Source organism: Paenibacillus nuruki, from assembly GCF_963311185.1.
Lineage (GTDB): Bacteria > Bacillota > Bacilli > Paenibacillales > Paenibacillaceae > Saccharibacillus > Saccharibacillus nuruki.
In genome coordinates this window covers 4,319,437-4,339,296 of sequence record NZ_OY725677.1, presented here as the reverse complement: position 1 = coordinate 4,339,296, position 19,860 = coordinate 4,319,437, and the positions used below count along the sequence as shown (strand labels likewise).

Here is a 19,860-nt window from a genome sequence, read left to right as displayed (position 1 = left end):
CATCGGTGATTTTGTGTAGAGAATATGATTTATTTGATCAATCTATTCATGGCTCTGTTAAAGAGGACGATTGGTATCACGCGGATCATGACGGCGTCCTCTAAGTCCTAATAATCCAAGCAGACCTAGCAACCCTAGCCATCCCCAATCCATATCGTTGTCATCGTCGTCCATATCTGTTGTCATCGGTGCATCAGTGGCTGTCGTTCCTGAAGTACCTGTCACACCAGTGGTACTACCCGTTGTTCCTGTGGTGTCTGTTCCTGTCACACCTGTTGAATCTGTTCCCGTCGTACCTGTAGCGTCTGTTCCTGTGACTCCGGTCGAATCTGTTCCTGTCGTACCTGTAGCGTCTGTTCCTGTGACTCCGGTCGAATCCGTTCCTGTTGTTCCTGTAGCGTCTGTTCCTGTCACACCAGTCGAATCGGTCCCTGTTGTTCCTGTATCGTCTGTTCCTGTCACACCAGTCGAATCGGTCCCTGTTGTTCCTGTAGCATCTGTACCTGTACTACCACCAGTCGTTCCCGTACTTGAAGCGAACGTTGGTGTCGCTCCAACTGTTAATACAATTAATAACGAGAGAAAAGTCATCTGAAATTTTTTCATCATGGTGTTGTATCTCCTTCGATTAATGTATTTTGTTGTTAGCCTATATTTAAACTCCTCTTTGAGCTTTAAACAGATTTTTTATATTTTTTTACATATTTATTCATAAACTGGTTGCTATCTCATTTGATGTTGAATACTAATTCTTCAGAGACTTCGACTTTCCTTGCAGTCTACGATTCTGTGTAGCAAGACGATTCACCCCATACAAAAATAGTATAAAAATCAGCAGATACACGACTAGAATAGAAGTACGAATTTGCCACATTGGTTGTACCACCATATTCATGATGAGGATCGGAATGAGTACCAGTCCTACTGTAATTAATGTTTTCTTAATTCGATTGTTCCGTTGGATGATTGAATCCACATCTGAATAAATTTCGGGACGTAGTTCAGGTTGATCTGCTGGATACGATTTTCGCCATAAATACCAGTTATCCTTCGCATACATCTGTTCCCAACCTGCATCTTCATAGAGCTGCTTATAATCTATATCTACATTATTCTGATAATCGAATACATAACGCATCGTACGCGGGGAACCTTTGACAAACTGGAATCTCATTAAGTTGCTTTTCACTTTCACTAAATGCCAGCCTTGCCCTTCCTGCGCCTCGATCCACTTCTCAATCTTCTCTGATTCCCAGCTCCACCACCAACGGAATACTTTTTTGTTATTCATTATTGTTTCCCTCCATTTGGATAGCATTATGATACAGCTCACTGATCCGAGCGATTTCCTGTTGAAGTAGCTCTCTGCCTAGCTTTGTAGCTGTATATGACTTACGGCGATTTTCCTCACCGACGACTTCAATCAATTGATCCTTTTCCATACGAGATAGACTGCCATAAATAGTGCCTGCGCCAAGTTTAATTCGACCGTTCGTTAATTTCTCGACATCTTGCATAATCCCATAACCATAATGAATTTTTTGCAAAGTCAGCAGAATATAAAAGGCAGTCTCCGTCATCGGGAGATAACTACGTGTTATTTCGTTCATCATTTCCTCCACCTTTTCACCACAACTATATCGCACCTCGATATAGTCTAATACAGTAACTATATCACGCCACGATATAGTTACTCAATAGTAAACTCCATTATAAGCACATCGAAAAAGCCTACAGCTTCTATTTTTCACATTCATCGCAACAAAAAATCCACACTCTAAACCTGTGATGTACAAGTCTAAACTGCGGATTCTTACTTTTATCTATTCTTATTTGTGGGTATACAGACTGTATGAGAACTAGAGGTTTTCTTCGGGTGTCGCTTCATATTCACTCAACTTTCCTTCATAGATCAACTGCAATCGTTCACTTTGGCGAAAATCATCCGGGGTGACCAGAGCGGGAAGCTTATTCCAAATTTTGATACCGGATCGTTGTAAGATCTCAGCAACAAATTGAGAGCAAAAATACGAATTACTGAATTCAACAGGTTCTTTGAGCGTAATGCTGATCACACCTAGAATATTATATAAATACTTCTGATGCTTACGAATAAATAATTGCAATACACGCTGCATTTTCTCGACTTCACGCTTGGTCACACGAAGTTCGTAGATCACACAAGTGGTATTCGGGTATTTGCTGTATGTACCTGTCTTAATATCTTCTTTCACAAAACCACCATTCAGTGGATTGCTAGGATGCTTCCGTCCAAAGCTATACAACTCCGATAATTCACGGTCAAACGAAATCGAAGCATGGTTATACGGTGCTTTGGTATACGTCTGGATCACCTTTGTAAATAACGTTCCAGTATTGGTCAATAAAATAAAAACCGATTGATCTGCTGCCATCACAAAATTTCCCCTTATCAAGTTACCTTTATTCCTTCATAATAGCATATGATCCCTTTTATGGAATCCTAATTCAAGGTAAGTTGGTGCTGATTCATGAATAGTTCGCTAATAACGTTAATTCTTATTTTTGCTGCTCTATTAGTCATCCATTTTATTTACATCATCGTAAGCAAAATTCAAAAAAATCAAGATTATAGCGTGATCGGATTACGGATCAAAACGTGGTGGGGAATGTTCTTTATATTCTGTCTGGCTACGTTATTTAATCCTATTGTATCGCTTCTCTCACTGATGGTTCTTACGTTTTTTGCACTGAAAGAATACTTTTCGATGATTCGCTCACGCAAAGCAGATCGGCGCTTATTTTTATGGGCATACTTAGCAATTCCTATTCAATTTTACTGGATTTATATTGGTTGGTATGGCATGTTTATTGTGTTTATTCCGATTTATGTCTTTTTATTGCTTCCACTTCCACGCTTGATTAATAAAGGTACAGGCGGATTTCTACGAAGCGTCAGTTCAACCCAATGGGGATTGATGCTAATGGTATTCGGACTTAGTCATCTGGCTTATTTTCCATTTGCCACACCACAATATGGAGGAAGATTAGTTTTATTCCTCGTGTTACTTACACAACTTAATGATGTCGTACATTATGTCGCTTCGATGTATATCGGTAAACGCAAAATTGTACCTACATCCAATGCCAGCTTAACATGGGAAGGCTTTGCTTGTGCTTTTATTGTCACAGCGATTACTTCTTACTTTGTAGCTCCTATACTTACACCGCTTGGTGCTAACTTTGGTCTGGTTACGGGGATGCTGATTAGTTTGAGTGGATTTTTTGGAAGTCTAACCGTTTCTGTACTCAAGCGAGATTTATTAATTGGTGATGATCCAAAAGTAGACAACGAAAAGCAAAGTTATCTCAGCCGAATCGACAGCTTAACCTATACAGCACCTGTCTTTTTCCATGTGGTTCGTTATGTGATGGACTTTATGTAATCTAGCTATTCTGTAATAAAATACATCAGCAAAAAGCCTCCATGTTTAACGATGGGGGCTTTTTTATCTATATCACAAGCGATCAGGTTAGACTTCTCCCCAGAACACCTCAGTCTCATAATCAAAAAAGACAACACCTTCGTGCTGATTGTGCTCAAAAATACGCTTTAATTGATCGATCATATCGTTATACCGGGGATTATCAGAGCTAGGAACATACGAAGAAGATTCTAACCGACCACGTAATCCTTCCCAATCAAACACTTGACGATTGCCAAACTTCGCGAGCTCCATCGTATCTTTTTTGAAAAAAGGTTCTAATTTCTCTGCTGAAATATTTTTATGATTGACCTTCGTATAATCGGTCCCATAATCATGCAATAATTGCTCGTATTGTTCCAAAAATAGAGTCCCTGTCGTCAATCTAGAATTCCAGATCAAAATGACTTTACCTTCTGGCTTGAGAATACGTTTAAATTCTGACCGGGTCGCTTGCTGATCAAACCAGTGAAAAGCCTGCGCGCACGTAATGTAATCTACTGAATGATCCGGTAACCCTGTGGCTTCTGCCGATCCTTCACTGACTTCAAAGTTAGGTTCTTCTGCTAATGTAGCTACAGCGACTTCGCGCATTTCTGTATTCGGTTCTACGCCGATCACAGGGTTACCACGTTCTAATAACAACTCTGCAAAAATACCTGTACCTGCTCCAATATCAGCAATTGTACTTTCTCGCTTCATACCAATCACATCATAAAGATAATCGATAGCCGCTACCGGATAACTAGGACGGTATTTCACATACGCATGGACTCGATCTGAAAATCTTTCTTTGCTATTCATTGTTATCACGCTCCTATAGTTTCATCTGATAAAACTATGTTTCATTTAAATATTATAAATCAAGCGCCCTTTGATTGCCAGTCATCAAAAAGAGACGTTCCTCGGCTTAATCAGGAGTCGTCTCTTTTGATATCATACTATCTAAAAATTATTGTTTAGCTGTAAATGCTTCTTTTAACTTGTCACTCATGAGGTGCCAGGCATCTTCGGCTACAGCCAGATCACCATTATGGGTAAATCCATGCGCCGCTCCTGCATATTGCTTGGCGGTAACGGTAATACCTGCTTCTTCTAACTGCTTGGCATAACCTACCGTCTCTGCTGCCAATGAATCGCGTTCTGCGGTGATGACCAATGCGGACGGAAGCCCTGTTAGAGAAGGTGCAAATACAGGCGAAGCTAACGGATTACGTCCATCTTCTGGATGTTCCAAATAACAAGCGTTAAAGATGCGAGAGATATCATTTGGGATCGCTTCTGGAAATTGTGGTTTTTGCGCTGGATCGGTATCGAGATCAAGTGGTGCATAATCAATTACCTGATACACAATATTCAGCTCATTCCCACGTTCTTTGTTCAGCAGACAGATCGCTGCCGCTAGATTACCACCGGCACTATGCCCGCCGACCGCAATACGAGTTGCATCGATATTCAGCTCTGTAGCATATTCGGCTATCCATTTCACCACTTCATACGATTGGTAGACAGGCACAGGAAACGGATATTCTGGCGCTAACAAATAGTCGACATTTACCACGACACATTCTGCCCGATCTGCAATCACACTACACCACGGATCATCCATTTTAGGATTCCCCATCACAAATCCACCACCATGAAAATTAATGAAAACAGGTAATGGAGCAGCCAGCTCACGATCAGGGATATGCACGGTTACAGGTGCATCTTCATAAGAAGTAGGAATCATTCGCGACTCCTGCTTCACCTGCGGGGTATAGCTCGGTTGTAATGTAGATCCATTGACATTATTGGTCGATGCTTCTCTTACTTTCTTCACCATTGCTTGTTGTTGTTGTTTATCCATTATGTTTCACTCCTATTCATAAGGTACTTCTTCTCATCATAAAGAAGTTGCAGGGGTATAATCAAATGTAGCGCCTAGACAGCCATTTTCTGCTATAAGCTTTAGGTGATATCGACAAACTAAAAAGTGATCTCTATAAATAGAAATCACTTTCGTGGTATTACTTTTATTGTTCTACTTTGTGCAAACGGAACGCTTCACGAGAATCAACCAGAGACGCAATATTTTCCCGATACGATTTGAAATGAGGTGTATTCATATGAAATTCAAGCGCCGCTTCCTCTTCCCAGATTTCATAAAATACAAACACCCCGGGTTCAATCGATTCATGCAATGTATATTGAATACAACCACTTTCATTACGAGAAGGCTCCAACATTTTGACCAACTCTGCTTTCAATTGCTCTTCATGCCCTGCTTTTGCTTTCAAAATCGCATTATTTACAAGATTCGTCATGGATCTGCTCTCCTTGTGGTTCATTTATTTTTGAGGTGCTATGTATTATCATACCCGTTTTGGAGGAAGATCAAAAATAATGTGAGATGATCGTATTTTTTTAATCGACTATAAATAGTTTGGCTCCGATTACAGTAGAAGAATGATGCGGTTCTGCTTCGTCAGCTACCGTATAGCTCATACCTGCTATTAATTTAAATGTTCGTTCATCTTCTAATAAAGTATCTAACTCTCCTTCAAGCACCAACAGCACATTTCCCCGATAACACCAGTAATCTGTGACATACTTAACGATGTTATGCTAGAGTTCGTCAATAAAATATCCATAACTGTACCAAGAATCATCTTTTGAGTAAACATAGATGGGATAGTAGAAACAGGATCGCCAAAATCTTTATGTAATTTTTTTAAAACATCTTTCCACTTTTGCGCTTCAAAGACATCGTTAACAAAGTCATATTCACTAGGTAGATAAATAGCATATGGAGATATATTTCTCAATCTCGAACAGAACTCTCTTAATTGTTGGGTTATCTTTTCATCAAGCAAAAATAACTTCCAACTTATTAAATGATCATACTCCAAAAGATATTTACCTATGATCAATTCCTGACCCTGAGATCCAATCAACTTTATATATCCAAAGAAATAGTAATTTTCTAAAAGACTCATACTCTCATTATCTATGTACCAATACCACTGCTTATTTTTATCAGTTTCAAATATATGGTTTATCACCTTAATTAAATCTTCTGTATCCATATGTTCACGATTAAAAATAGCTGTAAAGTTCATATATGTAATCTCCTTAAAAAGAATTTGTAGATACCAGCAATTGCTTCACTTTAGGTAGTATATGTTCTAGTCTGGAGCTATCAAACCACTCTATTTCTTTCAATAGTTCAACAGCTAATTCAAATTGCTCATAAGCATATAGAATGTCTGCTTGCTGATAAATATTATTTTTATGTATTAGATCATCTATGATTTGAAAGCAAGTTACTTCTACATCGTCAACCTTCATATCTTCAAACAATTCTTGGCAATCTTTCAATTCTTGTATTTCATTTATAGAAAATAGTATTTGCATCAGCAAATCTCCTCGTTTAAATTCTTTTTTTAATCATTTAAAAGTAAGTGTTATCTTTTATAATATAGGGACTATCAGCACTTTAATATCAAAGGAGAGTTCAACGATGCAATTTACAGTGAATGCTACGCTAATTATCGAAATTGAAGATGTTGAGGCGATGTGTTGTTATCGGGATCGAGATGGGGATACGTTTGAAGATTCATTACGATTTGAAATCCAATTACAAGAATTGATTCTGTCTCCAGATTGCATAGTAGATATTCAATTTCCGGCTAATATCTTTATTGATCCCTACTATGAATCTGAAAAAATTATACAAGCTGTCCATTATGTTATTGAAGAAATTCACACTTCCTTGCTAAACGCTTCAAAATCTCCTATCGCTTCACATTTTTCTAAATAGGCTAACTCTGCAACTGCGTCCTCATCGTCGATCTCTAACAAATATAACTGAGTCGCTTCTAAGCCAGCACCGCATAACAACTGCACATCAATCATAAAAAATGCATCCATACTCAGATGCTTGGCTTGCCAGATCAATTTTGTGTCTTCGATCTGCCATGAAGCGTCTCCCATTCTTCCCACGACATAATTTCCAAATCTGCTCTCGGCTGATCCTCCAACATCGCTAACAACTCCACCGAATGACCATCTGGATCTTGGAAATAAATAGATACTGCTGGCATAAACGGAAAGACAGATAACTGCTCTGCGCTTTCTCCAAAAAAGTTCGTCGTCGCAATCCCTAACCCTTCCAAATAGCTACGTGCTTGAGGCATATCTTCTAACGCAATGCGAAAAGCAAAATGCTGACGTTGGATAAGTGATGATGGATAATTTTCCCGAATCCCAAGCATCGATTCCCCGGGCTTCCCTACCCAATAGAACTTCGATTTGCGAAAAGGATCATGGTGTAGTGGAATAATATGTAGTAGTTGCTCGTAAAATTCTGCTGATTTTTTGTAGTCACTGACATTAATATGCGTTTCAAAAATTCCTTGAATCATCTGAAAATCTCCTCTCGATATAAACAAATATTACAGATGTGATGTATTAGCAAAATCGATTAATTTAAATTGACCCTGTTGAAAAGATACGATTGTAATCGAACATTCTTTCACAAGACTTGTTTGTACATTAATAAAATCGAGATGAACTTTCTGTAATTCACTTTCAATAATAACATTTATTAAAAAATCAGTAATCAAACCTCCGTGCGTTACAATAACACTACGACTTTCTAGATATTGTAAAGATATATCAGATAAATAGAAAGCTAATCGATCACCTGCCATCCTAGCTGAATCTCCTTGAGGTGGCACATAGTCTCTTTCTTGAGTACATTTATCCCACAGATCAACAAACTCATCAAACGTTTGATCGGGTATATCACCCCAGTTCGCACGCTCACGCAAACAAGAATTTTCTATAATGGGTATATGATTAAAATGACTAATAATACGAGCTGTATGTTTTGCTCTTTGAAGAGGGCTTGAGAAAATTTGATCTATATTCAACTCTTTAAAATAATGTGCAGTCATTTCAGCTTCTTTTATTCCTTGCGAAGTAATATCCACATCCCCAATTGATTTCTCCTTTATGGCATGTCTCACGATATAAAATAGATTGCTCATCTTCATTCCTCCTTCGAGTATTATTAAGTTTATTCTAAAAAATGCTTTTTTCTAACTAGTATGAAGCAAAATATATGTTACGATGAAATATATGTGTAACGATTAGTATGAGATATTTACCTGTATTTTATCAATACCGTTTTAGAAAGGAGAAAATAGTTATAATACATAATCTTAAGAAACAAACAACTATTTTTATCGAAAAAAGAAGGTATATGATATGAAATTTAGTAAGTTAATTTTCCTATTACTAATACTACTATTTTGTATATCTGCTTGTAGTCCACAAGGTAGTATACATCAATTATCAAATGCAAATAATAAATCGGTTACTGATAAAAAAGTAGTTAATCAAGAAATGAAAGATCATCAACCCTCTATTCCACTTTCGTTTGAAACTGTACTTGTAGGAAAAAATCCTACATCTAATTTTTTGATCGATGCTGAACACAACTATTTTCAATTGAAAATCATCAACAAAAGTAAAGTCTTGATTACTTTTAATCTTGTAAATAATGAAAATGGAAAAGAAGTTTTTACAGATCAAGTAAAGCCAAATAAAGTGTTTACTTGGAACATTAATACCGCTTATCTGAAAGGACTGGATTCAGGAAAATACACTATCCAATACAGATCGAATGGTAGCAATATGAATGGGATAGCATACGGACAGCTTAGCTCAACACCCGAGGGATTACATTAAATAAGATAACACTTTGAGATACATATAATAACGAAATTCTATCTAATATTGTATATCATCAAAAAGAGGCTTCAAGTTCCACTGCGAACTTAAAGCCTCTTTTTGATCGTTAATACATCTCTTTCTATATCTTAATTCAACGACTCAATTAAGCAACTCTACCGCATCATACACCCACCCTGCACTAAGCCAATTTCCAAGATCACTGGAACCACTGATCGGAGTGATCGAGATCGTATTCGTGCCTGCCACTAGAGCAGAAGCAGGAATCGTCCATGAAAATGTGGTGTTGTTGCCACGATATGTTCCAATCGTAAAGCTACGTGAATTCGGTTGTGTCGATGCTGTGGGATTACTTAATATTGTGTTGTTCACAGTCACACTAGGACGACCATTGTTATACGCGGCAGTGATTCCAATATTGAGCACATGTGGTAAAGATGCTTGAGCCGCTGTCAGCGTAAATGTAATTTTAGTCGGTGAATTTTGCCTTCTGAATTGAATGGCAGGGAATTTGTTGGTTGCACCACCGACCGCATACGTCACAGGGCCCCAACTTGCATTACGGCTATCCGATGGATGACGAACAGCAATCGTCTGTCCATTCAGAAACTCTAGCGGTGTGCCATCCCATGTGCCTATACGCCATAATGCTGGTTTACTTGCAGGATCACCTGAAATTGTTCTTGTATTGATCGTTGTTGTGTTACCTGCGGTGACATTGATACTTTCTTTATACACGCCTAACTCGCCTTTGTAGACGGTCATCGTATACGTTCCGGGAATCATATCACGGCGGACAGCAGCTCCACTCGACGATGCGGTTGTCCAGTATTGAGCATTATCATTTGCAAATCCGATCGTATACGTTGAACCGCTCACCATACCCGATAATCCGTTTAATACAACCGCTCCACGACTGGATACCCAACCTGTTAATCCCAGTCCAGACATCCAGCTAAAGTCCGGTACACTTGGCGTTGACCCTGTAGTAAAGATCAGCGCATACGGACCATGCAGACCAAGCCGCCAATCTTCTGTCTGTTCATGACCGGAATTCATATAGTTGTAGACTTCAGTATCTCCACCGCTCTGAAATTGAATATCCCGGAAAAAAGGCCCGCCTGAACTTTTCTCCCGATTACCATACGCCATAAAGACACCTACACCGTTACCAGTCACTCCACGCACACTCAAGTCTTTGGCTTGATCGTTGCCATAATATTTGGATACCGTCTGACCGTTGGATAATCCAAATACATCCTGACTTTCAATCGCCCCTGTATTATTGCGGATATTTGAATGTGCAGGAACACCGGTCAGTACACTTCCGTTACCTCTGAAAATATAACGCAGTTCGCCAACCGAAGGCTCTGCTGTTATGTACGTCGCCATATAGATAATATTTTCGCCACTACGGGACACATAATAATGAGTTAATGTGCTCGTCTTGGTAATGATCGTTACTGTAGAACCTGAAGGAGATGTATTCCATGTCACATCTGCCCCTGATCCCAGACCTGAACTGATATGAGAACCTTTGCCTGCTGAACTACTGAGTTCGATTCCATTCATTTTGCTAGATGTGATATCTCCATTGTCTTTGTTCACCGTATAGACTAGCCCTGCACCTGTATTTACAACAATCGTTGATCCATTGTCTGTTACACCGATCGCCGCGGCATATCCTGTGGAAGCAGGAAATACACTCGATACTCCTACTAATACGATGACAACAACTAACGTCAACCACTGACGCCATCCCCAATGTCTTGCTTGTAATTCAACTTTGGACATAATTATTATCCCTCCATCATTTGAATAGAAGTTATTTTGATAACGCTTACAAAATAATGAACGACAGGACATTACTTTTCGGAGATAGCGTTTAGTGATTATGATTTATTAGTATAATAAGGAATAAAAAGTAATTTTCTATATACTACATGAAGTTAATATTCTTTTGAATGGATTTTCGGAATTGTTATACAGTAAATCTGTTTTTTCATCTGATTTGTGCTCATCATGTTAAATACAAAAAAAGCCTTCATACTTACAACGAAGGCTTTTCTGTGTATATATCATGTACGACTTGTATAGCTGTTCTTGTATAACTGATGATTTGATGTCTACTTATTGTGAATCTATTATCTGTTTAAAAATAAATTATTTTTCACTTAGCAGCTTCTCTAATTGTTCTAATGCCTGCAAATTACCTGAAGCTGAGTAATCTAGCCACGGTTGCTCTGTGATCATATATACTTTTTGATTTTTGACGGCTTTGAGCCCTAGCCAGATCGGGTCGGATTGTAGCTTTTCAAATACTTGATCGCTGCCTTCATCTACAGAAGATACTAATACAAAAATAGCGTCTGCATCCAAATCAGGTAGGATTTCTTTGGAGATATTTTCCCAGTTCTTATCGATTTTTGTGACATCTGGAGAAGGATTTAATTTCAAATCTTCGAATAAAATAGGGCCCAGCGGACGATCCATACCATAGATACGGAATCCTTTAGCAGATACGCGCATCGCTAACACTTTGCCATTGCCAATTTCTTTTTGAAATAATGCAGATACTTCTTTGGCTTTGGCATCGTACGCTGTAATAAATGATTCTGCATTTTCTGTGCGATCTACGATTTGGGCGATAGCACGTAAATGATCTTGCCATCTTCCTTCATCTAAATTAATGACATGGGTGGTAGCAATCTGCTCGAATTTATCCAACCCTAGCTTATCTGCAAATTCAGCATCGATAAAAATCTCATCTGGTTGTAATCCAATTAATGCTTCCATATCCGGTTCTTTGGTAAACCCTAAATACTGTATCCCTTGATATTGTTCACCTGTAATCGGCAAATAATCGCTTGTGGTCGTTGCCGCAGGTTTGATGCCTAATGCCATCAGATCCCCTGTTAGAAAAATAGAAATTGACGCTATCTTTTTATTCTCTGCGCTTTCCGTCGTGCTTGTTGTTTCAGTGACTGCTGGTGTTGATCCACAAGCACTTAGCACCCATATCATACAGATTCCTAATGTGATCCCTATCCACTTTTTCATACGTAACCCCTCTATCTATTGATTTCTCTCTCTGTGGAACGATTGACATATTCATCTCTATGTATCATCAATCTATTTCACATCAGCTATATTTACTACACTCAATTGATAATAATTATCAATTAGAATGAATTTTATAGTAGCTTCTATACGTTGTCAATGGAAATGATTGTTACCATACTATCTGCTATCTCAAATAGGGTCTATTTTTCAACACAAAATCAGTTTTAACCCTATGACTAAAATCACCACTCCTATCAACCTTAATCGAATAGCCCTTTTAGGTTCTTCCAAAATAAGCAAACCTCCGACAGCTCCAATCACATGTAAGCCAATTGTTGTGATCAGGAATCCTATAATGTAGACTGCTGGACTCAGCAATTGAGGAATTTCAAGACCATGCGCATAACCGTGTGCAAATCCAAAAAGAGCGACTCCACCACTGGCAATCCATACCGATTGTTGACGATTCCAGACGATCGCTAAGCCTAGCAAACATACCGAACAAGCGATATAGACTTCTAGATGTGTCCATAACCATCCTTCTAATCCAACCACTCCACCTAACGTCATCATCAATACAAAGCAAGAAGGCACGATATAGATTGCTCGTCCTCCAATCTGCGCACTCCATACACCAACAGCTAGCATAGCGACCAGATGATCCACTCCTGTTAAAGGATGCAAAAAACCACTACCACCAAATCCATGTGCTTCTACAACCCCTGCTGGCAACCATCCTAGTATAAGGACACATATAAACATCCTAATCATGTACAATCATCTCTTTTTGCTTGCGATGATCTTTTACAATCACAATCAGACTTAGAATCGCAGGAATCATCGGAAATAGAGCTGTATACATGCCTGAAAAATATTCATATCCTACGCCTTCTTGTACCATCCTTACGATAGGAAATACAAGCAAATGGGTAGGTTCTCCCAGAATCATACCTACAATCATAAACCACAAAATAAAATTACCAAACGCTTGTCTTTTCCACAGACTGTAAGCCCCTAATACCCAGAAGAAAGGCCCAATAAAAGTAATCAAATAATCGAAATCCTGATCAGACCATGTCTGTCCAGTAATTGAAGCTATTCCTTGATTAAAATGAGTCAATACTTCTTCTCCCACATGAATATAAAAAAGCGCTTGTAACAATAAATATAACGGCACTACGGTATATGGATCAGCTGGTACATATGATGTTGTTTTGCGCCAGCAGACCAATCCACCCATCATAGAGCCGATAATTACACCGACAGGTAATAAGCTACCGGTTTGTGCATAAAAAGTCATTCCGTAGATCGCAATACAAGTTACAATCAAGATCGTCCACAGATTTTTTTTACGTCGACTTAATGGTTGTACCGGTTCATGCGTTCTCAATTGATCTCGTGGTCGAATCAGCTTGAGTATGCCTGTACAGCCTAGATAAAATAACAACATTGCTACCCAGACTCCGCCGAGATAATGATGTGCATATAACGAATAATTCCTTAATTCTACGAGTAGTTGAATAACAGATTCAACAGCGACATAAGCATATCCCCACCAGGCAAAAAATGCACCTACACGATACCCTTTGCTTAAAAAGTAACCACCCAATAACAAAATAACAATCGGTAAGCCCACCATCCAGACAAACCAAGTCGTATGACTCATTACAAAATCTTGAGCAAATCCAGCGGAATAATGTATAGCTATAAAGCTTGCATATTCAGATGTATAACGAAAAGTATTCAGTGCAATCAATAAGACAATACAGATGATATAGACAGGTAATAGCGAATCGATACGAGGTACAGCACGATACGAATAGGTCAACCATCCAATTAGAGCAAGTACAGTCACCAATGTATATTCTGCCCCTATGGCCCATCCCACATGAATCAGTAATAGAACTGACAACGTAATCGATATTGAGATAACGATCAACAGACTTTTAGTATTGGAATTGTCCATTTTTATGACCTGCTTTCTTTGATATTGGATATATCTCGTACAAATAAACAACATGTTGTTGCTTAAATTGTAACAATCTGGCGTTCATATTCAACAAACAATAAAACCAGAATCGTTGCTTAACCTACACTATTTCGTATAGTGATGGCTATCTCTCGGATAACGCACAATACAGCCTATACTGACGATAAACAACACAAAAAAAGCCACTCCATCTATAGGAGTGACTGCTGTTTGGAAGATGATCAGATCGAAGTTTTTTGTAACGTTTGTAAAGGGCCTTGTACAAACAAATAAGCCATTTGTGTAGCCATAAATGCTGCTGAATAGGGCATCACACCTGTTAACCATTGTGTAATCAATCCTACATTGGCTGTCGCCACATAGGTAATCGCTATATCTTGAGTGATCTGTTGCTGAGGATCAGAGGAGAAATGTTGTCCGATCACTTCATTGAGATTGGCTTTGATAAGCTGGATAAGCTGAGATTGAAAAGAAGGTAACCCTTTATCACCAAGCATCACTTTAAAATAAGGCCGATGCTGAGAAATAATCGTAAGCACACGTAAAAATAAAGCTTCTAACGAATGAATATCTAAGTTTACTTTTTTCATTTCTTTTAATTTCACTTCAGCTTGGAGTGAAGTGAGCATATCCGTCATACTTTGATCCAATAGATCGTATTTATCTCGATAATGCTTGTAAAAGGTAGCCCGATTAATTCCTGCTTCACGGGTCAGGCTTTGCACTGTTATCGCATCGAATCCTACCTGTTCGATCAGCTTGATCAATGCTTCTCGTAACCAACTTTGTGTGCGTACGACACGTAGATCATTAACATTCACCATATCTATTCACCATCCTTGGTGTTTAAGTGGAGTCGTTGACATATGGATTATCTTAAATGTAGATATAGACTCCTTCATATCATATCTCTAATGTACACTTATTAGAAAAGAGAATGAAATACAAGCCACTCCCGCAAATGCACTTCATATACTTACACAACAAAATTTACACGAAAAAAAACGCTCTACAAAATCATAGAGCGGTTTTTAGTATAAATTAATGTAGTATGCTGAATTGTTTAATCTGCACTTACCGTAACCGTACTCTGATCACTAAGTAACGCTATATTGTTCTGAATGACTTTATCGCCATCTTTCAATCCGCTGGTAATCAATGTCTGCGAGCCCATTTCACTACCTACTTTTACTTCTTTACGAATCGCTTTGTTATTGACAGCCACATAGACATAAGAGGTTTTTCCGTCTTTTTGAATCGCTTTGGTCGGCACAATTATACCTTCTTTGGCATCTTTGCCGATAAAGCTGACATCTGCAAGCATACCCGGTTTAAGTTTATTGTCTGCATTAGATACAGCCACTTGAACCGGATAACCATTTCCACTGCTATCGATAGAGTTAATATTTTTCACTTTACCTGTCGTTAAAATGTTCGATGAATTGACTCGTACCTGTACACGATCGCCTGCTTGGATATTATTGATCTGATCTGCCGGTACATAGATCAGCATATTCACCGTACTGAGATTTGCAATCACAAGTGAAGGTGCGGAAGGAGCAACCATTTCACCTGTTTCGGCATTTTTGGTTGTAATAATGCCGTTGATCGGTGAAGTCACAACAGCATTTTTGAGATTATCTTGCGCGATATTAACATTCAATCGAGCCTGAGCTACTTTTTGCTCACTAGCTGATATGCCTGCTGTACTTTGAGCAACATCTAGCTGGCGTTGAGCATTGCTGTAACCGCTATTGGCATTTTCATAACTGCTTGTAGCATTCTGATAGGCACTTTGAGCAGTCGATAATCCTTTTTGTGCTGTACCTAGCGCATTTTGAGCGCCCACTAATTGTTCTTCTGCATTCGCTTTAGTATTTAGAGCATTTTGGTACGCCGTTTGCGCTGTAATTACCGCTGCATTAACCTGCTCCAATTCAGCTTGTGTAGCTAGACCACTGTTAAATAACGATTGTGTACGTGATGCTGTTTTTTGTGCACTGGTTACATTTTCTTGTGTTTGTCTAATGGTATTCGTAGCTGTAGAAATAGCCGTTTGCGCTTGTTTGAGTGCAGTCTGCGCTTGATTTACCCCTGCTTGTGCTTGGTTCATCCCCCCAGTCGCTTGATCGATTGCGCTTTTGGAAGAAATCACACCGCCTTTTGAACTCACTACACCTGAATTGGCAGAGACCATACCGGATTCACGCGAATCTTTAGCAGTTGTAACACCTGCCGCCGCCGCTTCTACATTCGATTGAGCGATCTTCAGATTATTGCGTAGATCATCGTCTTCTAACTTGAAAAGAACCTGACCTTTTTTCACTTCTGTCCCAATATCAACCGAGATGGCTGACACTTTACCGGATATTTTGGGCATAATATTGACGGTAGCTGATGGTGTTACTGTGCCTGTATAGATTTCGCCTTGTCCGATCATGCCTTTTTGCGCCTGACTGACTTTGACCGTGACATTCATATCTTGAACAGCTTCACTACTGGAACAACCTGCTAAAATAACCGTACTTAATAATAGCGCTGTTGCTGTAACTTCCCACTTTTTGATGTTCATCGCTTCTTTCCTTTCTAGAGAACGGTTCTGTCTATATGGATCGGTGAGGCTTTAAGCTTTGACCAAAATCACTTCTTCTTTCGCTGGTTTGGGCTTGCGTTTGCCAATAAATAATAAGATTAATGGAATCGAGCAGAATAGCGGAATCGATGAGATCACAAAAGTATCTGCAATCCCTCGCGAATACGCATCCAGTGAAATCATGCCTGTTAACGAAGAGACCCATGAGCTACCCAGTGTCGATTGCAAGGTCTGAGCACCATCTCCTGTGATCGATTCTGCAATATGTTGACCGTGTAAAGCGGTTCGACTTTGCATAATAAATGTTAAAATGGCAATCGCAATGGAACCTGCAATCGTCCGAATCAGATTGGATGCCGCCGAAGCATTAGCTACTTTTTCCGGGGCTACCGCATTCATCCCTACCGTAGATAAAGGCATGAGACACATGCCGATTCCGATGCCACGTAGAACGGTGACCATCTCGAACCAAGTCCGAGAAGTCTGTGGAGATAGGCTGTACATATGAAAAGTCATCAGACTGGTTAACGTTAAGCCCACCAGACCTATTGGAACAATGCCTATCTTATCCAGTAGCTTCCCTGCAAATGGCATCACTATCGCCATCGCTAACGCTTGAGGAAGTAAGATTAAGCCTGTATCGATTGCTGAGTAAGACTGTACACTTTGCAAAAAGACAGGTGCCAAAAATGTTCCGCCATACATTCCCATCATGACAAAGCTAGACGTAATCACACTGATTGTAAATTTATAATTTTTGAATAAAGATACATCGATAACAGCATTGTCTTTGCCCCATTCGACCACGATCAAAAAGATTAATGACCAGACCGAGATAAACAGTAACCCGACTATTTCAAAAGATGTCCATCCTTTTGATGAACCATTCGATAGAGCATACAATAATGTACCTGCACATGTGCCTGCCAGTATAAATCCCAAAATATCGAACTTAATCGGTTCACTTTTGGGTGGTTCTTTGATCAATAACATGACCATGAGAATAGCGAATAATGCAATCGGTACACAAGCGATAAAGAGGAAGCGCCAGTTAAACCATTCGATCAAGTATCCGCTTAGTGTAGGGCCTATCGCTGGAGCCGCCATTGCCGAAATACCCCAGATCCCGATTGCCATCCCAACTTGCTCACGTGGAATAATTTTATAAATAATCGTCATACTCAGTGGAATAATAACACCGCCACCAAGACCAGCAATAATACGAGCAATAATCAACGACATATCATTCCATGCGAAAATGCAAAAAGCGGTTCCTAGCGTAAACAGGGCTAATGCACCGATTAAGAACTTTTTATAACCTACTTTGCGTTCCATAAATCCTGTAATTGGCACGATAATACCTGACGCTAATGTATAGCCGGTGATAACCCATTGAATCCGGGTTGTGGTTGAGCCTAGATCGGTCGTTAATTGCGGAATCGCTACATTGATCAGGCTGTTATTTAGTACAGCGATAAAAGCACCAAGAACAATAGCGAAGAAAGCAAGCCAGCGTTCTTTGGAAGAGGTATCCAAGGAAGGAGCAGCAGCCATTTCATTAGAAGCCACATCGACTCCCCCTTTTACTGTGTATAGATTTTAATTTCAACATTGGTTCCGGGAATCAGTGTCATGCCGTCCGGTACATTCAATGCTATTTCAACAGGGATTCGTTGGGTCACTTTGTTAAAGTTACCACTGGTATTGGTAGCAGGAATCGCAGAAAATACAGCATTCGAAGCTTGTCCAATTTTGCGAATTTTGCCTTGTATCGTTGCTCCTTCAATCGCATCAAGCGTAATATCAACCCGTGCACCTAACTTAATCCGGCTAATATCTGTTTCTTCAATATTGGTGGATACATATAGATTTTTCATATCTGCCATAATAGCGATCGCTGTGCTCGGTGATCCCATTTCTCGTTCTTTGGATTGTACTTTGAGCACCGTACCATCAATAGGGGCACGTACCACTGATTTACTAATATCACTTGCTTCTAGACCAGATACATCTTGTTCAGCGATCGGTTCATTCTTTTTGAGAATATCGCCTTCTTCGACATCAATATGATCTAATCGAGCAGTCAGCTGAGGCATTACTTTATACTGATCTGCACTAATTCGAGCATCATCTGTTTTGACGAAATGACTTCCTTGATACCAATAGTAATAGCCCAGTGCACTACCACTTACGACCAGTAGTACCAGTAAAATAATTAAAATAATCTTCTTCTTCACTTACTCCACCTCAGCAGTCTAAAAGTTGGGAATCCCTATTCAAACCATCATCGCGATCTGTATTCACCTCTGCTTTAGAGCATGTAATACATCAAGAACGATGTTTTTCAAGTAACGATAGTAATTGTTTAAATGCTTTTAATTCGACTTTCTTTTTATCCAATGTATATGCACCCATAAAATCAACCATTTCGTGTTGATCAGGATCGACATAGTCGGGCAAAGGATGATATGAATTTGCTTGTAAATAGTCTATTCGCTTCTCCAAATTTTCGATGGTTTCCAATGTCGAATAGATCAGTTTGTTCACATCTACAAGCTGAATAAACAACAGCGAAGCAAATAAAGAACGAACATCTTCAGGATTTTTAAAGCTTTTATAAATCATTTCTTTTAAATGTTCTTTCCCTTTTTCAGTAATCGTATAATTTGTTTTTTCAGGACGATTATCATTTTGAATCGTATTCACTTTTTGAATATAGTCTTTCTTTTGCAAGGCTTCGAAATTGTAGTACAAATTACCATCGGTGACCCGTACCAGACCTTCTGTGCCGTTATTAATAATTTTTTTGATATCATACGGGTGATAATCCTGATCATGAAGCTTTCCCAAAATAAAAATCTGTATAGACAATTAAAAGCATCTCCTTTGTTCCTATTCATTTATAACAGTGTATTTATCTATAGGTTTGATTCTATCGATGCTTTGCTTATCAAAAATTACTTTGCGTAGATTACTCTGTACAGAGTAATGAACAAGATTATCTTATGTAA

24 protein-coding genes are annotated in these 19,860 nt (G+C 39.0%); 2 read left to right on the top strand and 22 right to left on the bottom strand.

Translation table 11 applies throughout. The annotated features are described in order from the left end of the window. Positions 1–57: 57 nt before the first annotated feature. From RCP16_RS19250 to RCP16_RS19235, 4 genes are all read right to left on the bottom strand, one after another. Positions 58–609: a WGxxGxxG-CTERM domain-containing protein gene (locus RCP16_RS19250; protein ID WP_308641073.1), complete on the bottom strand. Its 552-nt coding sequence runs from the start codon at positions 607–609 to the stop codon at positions 58–60. Positions 610–745: 136 nt separating this feature from the next. Then, positions 746–1,291: a DUF2812 domain-containing protein gene (locus RCP16_RS19245; protein ID WP_161594291.1), complete on the bottom strand. Its 546-nt coding sequence runs from the start codon at positions 1,289–1,291 to the stop codon at positions 746–748. Then, positions 1,284–1,610, bottom strand: coding sequence for a PadR family transcriptional regulator (locus RCP16_RS19240; protein WP_308641072.1), 327 nt, complete (start codon positions 1,608–1,610; stop codon positions 1,284–1,286). Before RCP16_RS19240 ends, RCP16_RS19245 begins: the two co-directional genes overlap by 8 nt. A 249-nt stretch (positions 1,611–1,859) precedes the next feature. Beyond that, a complete protein-coding gene (locus RCP16_RS19235) occupies positions 1,860–2,414 on the bottom strand; it encodes a hypothetical protein (protein ID WP_308641071.1) in 555 nt (184 codons plus the stop codon). A 96-nt stretch (positions 2,415–2,510) separates the two neighbouring features. On the opposite strand from RCP16_RS19235, the gene RCP16_RS19230 reads away from it, so the two are divergent. Continuing rightward, the gene (locus tag RCP16_RS19230; RefSeq protein WP_273592814.1) at positions 2,511–3,425 is read left to right on the top strand and encodes a phosphatidate cytidylyltransferase; all 915 of its coding nucleotides are present in this window, start codon (positions 2,511–2,513) and stop codon (positions 3,423–3,425) included. 87 nt (positions 3,426–3,512) lie between these two features. Here RCP16_RS19230 and RCP16_RS19225 read toward each other — a convergent pair whose 3' ends face one another. From RCP16_RS19225 to RCP16_RS19185, 9 genes are all read right to left on the bottom strand, one after another. Then, the gene (locus RCP16_RS19225) at positions 3,513–4,268 is read right to left on the bottom strand and encodes a class I SAM-dependent methyltransferase (protein ID WP_308641070.1); all 756 of its coding nucleotides are present in this window, start codon (positions 4,266–4,268) and stop codon (positions 3,513–3,515) included. Between the two features lie 148 nt (positions 4,269–4,416). Next, the gene (locus RCP16_RS19220; protein WP_308641069.1) at positions 4,417–5,313 is read right to left on the bottom strand and encodes an alpha/beta hydrolase; all 897 of its coding nucleotides are present in this window, start codon (positions 5,311–5,313) and stop codon (positions 4,417–4,419) included. Positions 5,314–5,479: 166 nt separating this feature from the next. Next, positions 5,480–5,770, bottom strand: a complete 291-nt coding sequence (locus tag RCP16_RS19215) for a putative quinol monooxygenase (protein WP_308641068.1) — start codon at positions 5,768–5,770, stop codon at positions 5,480–5,482. A 100-nt stretch (positions 5,771–5,870) separates the two neighbouring features. After that, positions 5,871–6,014: a hypothetical protein gene (locus tag RCP16_RS19210; protein WP_308642510.1), complete on the bottom strand. Its 144-nt coding sequence runs from the start codon at positions 6,012–6,014 to the stop codon at positions 5,871–5,873. Continuing rightward, the gene (locus tag RCP16_RS19205) at positions 5,996–6,565 is read right to left on the bottom strand and encodes a hypothetical protein (RefSeq protein ID WP_308641067.1); all 570 of its coding nucleotides are present in this window, start codon (positions 6,563–6,565) and stop codon (positions 5,996–5,998) included. Before RCP16_RS19205 ends, RCP16_RS19210 begins: the two co-directional genes overlap by 19 nt. Before the next feature lie 13 nt (positions 6,566–6,578). Continuing rightward, complete coding sequence (locus RCP16_RS19200; RefSeq protein ID WP_308641066.1) at positions 6,579–6,860, bottom strand: hypothetical protein; 282 nt, start codon at positions 6,858–6,860, stop codon at positions 6,579–6,581. A gap of 348 nt (positions 6,861–7,208) precedes the next feature. Beyond that, the gene (locus tag RCP16_RS19195; protein WP_308641065.1) at positions 7,209–7,439 is read right to left on the bottom strand and encodes a hypothetical protein; all 231 of its coding nucleotides are present in this window, start codon (positions 7,437–7,439) and stop codon (positions 7,209–7,211) included. Then, positions 7,400–7,870: a VOC family protein gene (locus RCP16_RS19190; protein ID WP_308641064.1), complete on the bottom strand. Its 471-nt coding sequence runs from the start codon at positions 7,868–7,870 to the stop codon at positions 7,400–7,402. The genes RCP16_RS19195 and RCP16_RS19190 overlap by 40 nt, the downstream gene beginning before the upstream one ends. A gap of 30 nt (positions 7,871–7,900) precedes the next feature. Further along, positions 7,901–8,497, bottom strand: coding sequence for a histidine phosphatase family protein (locus RCP16_RS19185; protein WP_308641063.1), 597 nt, complete (start codon positions 8,495–8,497; stop codon positions 7,901–7,903). Positions 8,498–8,717: 220 nt separating this feature from the next. On the opposite strand from RCP16_RS19185, the gene RCP16_RS19180 reads away from it, so the two are divergent. Beyond that, complete coding sequence (locus RCP16_RS19180; RefSeq protein ID WP_308641062.1) at positions 8,718–9,200, top strand: hypothetical protein; 483 nt, start codon at positions 8,718–8,720, stop codon at positions 9,198–9,200. A 144-nt stretch (positions 9,201–9,344) separates the two neighbouring features. Here RCP16_RS19180 and RCP16_RS19175 read toward each other — a convergent pair whose 3' ends face one another. The 9 genes from RCP16_RS19175 to RCP16_RS19135 form a co-directional block, all read right to left on the bottom strand. Continuing rightward, positions 9,345–10,997, bottom strand: coding sequence for a rhamnogalacturonan lyase B N-terminal domain-containing protein (locus RCP16_RS19175; protein ID WP_308641061.1), 1,653 nt, complete (start codon positions 10,995–10,997; stop codon positions 9,345–9,347). Between the two features lie 369 nt (positions 10,998–11,366). Then, on the bottom strand, positions 11,367–12,263 hold the full coding sequence (locus RCP16_RS19170) for an ABC transporter substrate-binding protein (RefSeq protein ID WP_308641060.1): 897 nt from the start codon (positions 12,261–12,263) through the stop codon (positions 11,367–11,369). A gap of 210 nt (positions 12,264–12,473) precedes the next feature. After that, positions 12,474–13,028, bottom strand: a complete 555-nt coding sequence (locus RCP16_RS19165) for a HupE/UreJ family protein (protein ID WP_308641059.1) — start codon at positions 13,026–13,028, stop codon at positions 12,474–12,476. 1 nt (position 13,029) lies between these two features. Next, a complete protein-coding gene (locus tag RCP16_RS19160; protein ID WP_308641058.1) occupies positions 13,030–14,232 on the bottom strand; it encodes a hypothetical protein in 1,203 nt (400 codons plus the stop codon). 245 nt (positions 14,233–14,477) lie between these two features. Continuing rightward, positions 14,478–15,080, bottom strand: a complete 603-nt coding sequence (locus tag RCP16_RS19155; protein ID WP_308641057.1) for a TetR/AcrR family transcriptional regulator — start codon at positions 15,078–15,080, stop codon at positions 14,478–14,480. Positions 15,081–15,319: 239 nt separating this feature from the next. Beyond that, a complete protein-coding gene (locus RCP16_RS19150; protein WP_308641056.1) occupies positions 15,320–16,828 on the bottom strand; it encodes an efflux RND transporter periplasmic adaptor subunit in 1,509 nt (502 codons plus the stop codon). A 51-nt stretch (positions 16,829–16,879) separates the two neighbouring features. After that, a complete protein-coding gene (locus RCP16_RS19145; RefSeq protein ID WP_308641055.1) occupies positions 16,880–18,418 on the bottom strand; it encodes a DHA2 family efflux MFS transporter permease subunit in 1,539 nt (512 codons plus the stop codon). A 14-nt stretch (positions 18,419–18,432) separates the two neighbouring features. Next, the gene (locus tag RCP16_RS19140; RefSeq protein WP_069326446.1) at positions 18,433–19,086 is read right to left on the bottom strand and encodes an HlyD family secretion protein; all 654 of its coding nucleotides are present in this window, start codon (positions 19,084–19,086) and stop codon (positions 18,433–18,435) included. 91 nt (positions 19,087–19,177) lie between these two features. Then, positions 19,178–19,720, bottom strand: a complete 543-nt coding sequence (locus tag RCP16_RS19135; protein WP_137224739.1) for a PadR family transcriptional regulator — start codon at positions 19,718–19,720, stop codon at positions 19,178–19,180. Positions 19,721–19,860 lie beyond the last annotated feature (140 nt).